Genomic DNA, 2428 nt, shown 5'->3' with positions numbered 1-2428 from the left:
GCCTTTTACCGTGATCGTGGACTACGCACACACTGACGACGCGCTCCGCAACCTGATCGCCCTCGCGCGTCAACTCGTTGCAAAGTCCGAAGGCCGCATCATCACGCTCTTCGGCTGCGGCGGCGATCGCGACCGTACCAAGCGCCCCAAGATGGGCTATGCCGCGGGTGAGGGAAGCGACTTTGTGGTGGCTACCAGCGACAACCCGCGCTCTGAAGATCCGCGGGCGATTCTCAATGAAATTGAACCGGCGCTCAAAGCCAGCGGCGTGCATTACACCGTTGAGCTCGATCGCGCCGCCGCCATTCACTTCGCCCTGGGATCGGCGAAGCCTGACGACGTGGTTCTGATCGCCGGCAAGGGCCACGAGAAGGAACAGATCCTCGCCGACCGCACCATCCCCTTCGACGACTCACAAATTGCACTCGCCGCGCTGCGCGATTTGGGATACGGTGGAGAACGATGAAGTTGACACTGGCAGAAGCGGCCATCGGCGCAGGTGCGGTTCTCGAAGCTCCTTCCGGCATCTCAAGCCCAGGCATGCGAACAGCCACCGGCTATTCCATTGATTCGCGGACAACGGCTCCGGGCGATCTGTTTTTCGCTGTGCGCGGAGAGCGGCTCGACGGCCATGATTACATAGCGGCAGCCCTCGAGCGAGGGGCAGTGGCGGCGGTCGTTTCGCGCGCCAAGGTCGCGACACTGCCTGACGCTGTGCTCGCAGTTCCGCTTCTCATTACGGAAGATCCGCTCGTTGCGCTTCAGGCCCTCGCCTCAAATGTGCGCCGTCAGTGGGGAAAACGGGTTGTCGCCATTACCGGATCGGCCGGCAAGACGACCACAAAGGAGGCCATTGCCGCCGCGCTTGCCGCAAGATTCAATGTGCTGAAGTCGCAGGGCAATCTCAATAACGCCTTTGGCTTGCCACTGCAACTGCTGCGACTTCAACCCGAGCACGAATACGCCGTCATCGAGATGGGCATGAACCACCTGGGCGAGATCGCAACACTCGCCCGAATTGCCTCGCCCGACTGGGGTGTCGTGACCAACGTCGGTACTGCGCACATCGAAAACTTCGCCGAGGGTCAGGCCGGCATCGCGCGCGCCAAGTATGAGCTGATCGAAGCGCTGCCCTCGAACGGCGTCGCCTTCCTCAACTGTTCCGATGCTTATGTCTCCCAGTTCGGCCGCGACTTCCAGGGGAAGGTCGTTTACTTCGGCATCGGTCCCTGCGGCGACCCGGCAATCCTCGATGTCAAGGAAGATATCTCCGGCCTGAACGTGCATTTTCGCGCCGGGGAACAGGACGGGAACTTCAAACTCCATCTTCTCGGCGCACACAACGCGCAGAACGCGATGGCCGGCCTCGCCGTTGCGCTCGAAGCCGGAGTCGACCTCGACGCCGCCATTGCCGCTCTCGAGACCCTTACACCCGGCAGCAAGCGTGGAGAAATTCTCGAAATCGCCGGCGCTACGATTCTGAATGACAGCTACAACTCCAACCCCGAAGCGCTGCAATCCATGATTCACACGCTGGCCGCGCGACCTGCCCAGCGTCGCATCCTCGTTGCGGGAGAAATGCTCGAACTCGGCGAGCACGCTGCGATCTTACATTCTGCCTGCGGCAAGGCTGCCGCCGATGCCGGGATCGATCTCGTGGTGGGCGTGCGCGGCAATGCGCAACATCTCGCTGCCGCCGCGTGTCTCTGCGGAGTCGCTTCCATCTTCCTGCCCGACGCGCCGACCGCAGGTGAGTGGCTCGCCAAAAATCTTCAGCCCGGTGACGTCATGCTGGTCAAAGGCTCCCGCGGCGTCCAACTTGAACGCGCCATTGAAGTGCTGAAGTTACATTTCACGTCAACGGAGAACCAGTGATTCGCCGTATCCTTCCCCGCATCGTATCTGCATTCATTTTTGTCATCTTCAGCTTGCATCTCGCGGCTGAGGTTCCCGCTTCATGGACTACGCCATTTCCAGCGTTCCGCATCGCCGGAAATCTGTACTATGTGGGCAGTGAGGACCTCGCAGCCTACCTCATCGTCACGCCGCAGGGCAACATCCTCATCAACAGCAATCTCGAATCGTCGCCGCCCCTGATACAAAAAGCCATTGAATCGCTCGGCTTTAAATACAGCGACACGAGGATTCTGCTCATCAGCCACGGCCACTACGATCACTGCGCCGGAAGCGCCGAGATCAAGCGCGAGACGGGAGCGAAATACGAAGTGATGGCGCAGGATGTTCCTGTTGTCGAATCCGGCGGCCACAATGATTTCGATTACGCGGCAGACAAGACGATGTGGTTCCCGCCGACGAAAGTCGACCGTATTCTTCACGACGGTGACACCGTCTCCCTCGGCGGTACGACGCTCACCGCGCACCTGACCGCAGGCCACACCAGGGGCACCACCACATGGACCCTCGACGA

The 2428-nt window shown here is 60.7% G+C and carries 3 protein-coding genes; all 3 read left to right on the top strand.

Going from position 1 to position 2428, the window contains the following annotated elements; translation table 11 throughout:
• A partial coding sequence (locus WA354_RS15385) for a glutamate ligase domain-containing protein (protein WP_472813901.1) occupies positions 1–466 on the top strand: 466 nt, incomplete at its 5' end.
• Complete coding sequence (locus WA354_RS15380) at positions 463–1875, top strand: UDP-N-acetylmuramoyl-tripeptide--D-alanyl-D-alanine ligase (protein ID WP_472813900.1); 1413 nt, start codon at positions 463–465, stop codon at positions 1873–1875. The genes WA354_RS15385 and WA354_RS15380, both read left to right, overlap by 4 nt.
• Positions 1876–1910: 35 nt before the next feature.
• On the top strand, positions 1911–2428 hold a 518-nt coding region (gene bla / locus WA354_RS15375; RefSeq protein ID WP_472813902.1), incomplete at its 3' end, for a metallo-beta-lactamase.

This window comes from Occallatibacter sp. (assembly GCF_049802275.1).
In the GTDB taxonomy this organism is placed as follows: domain Bacteria; phylum Acidobacteriota; class Terriglobia; order Terriglobales; family Acidobacteriaceae; genus Telmatobacter.
This window is presented reverse-complemented; position numbering and strand designations above follow the sequence as displayed.

Excerpts from the sequence above, each read along its gene's own strand:
- WA354_RS15380 (WP_472813900.1), top strand. The coding sequence starts at position 463 with ATGAAGTTGACACTGGCAGAAGCGGCCATCGGCGCAGGTGCGGTTCTC.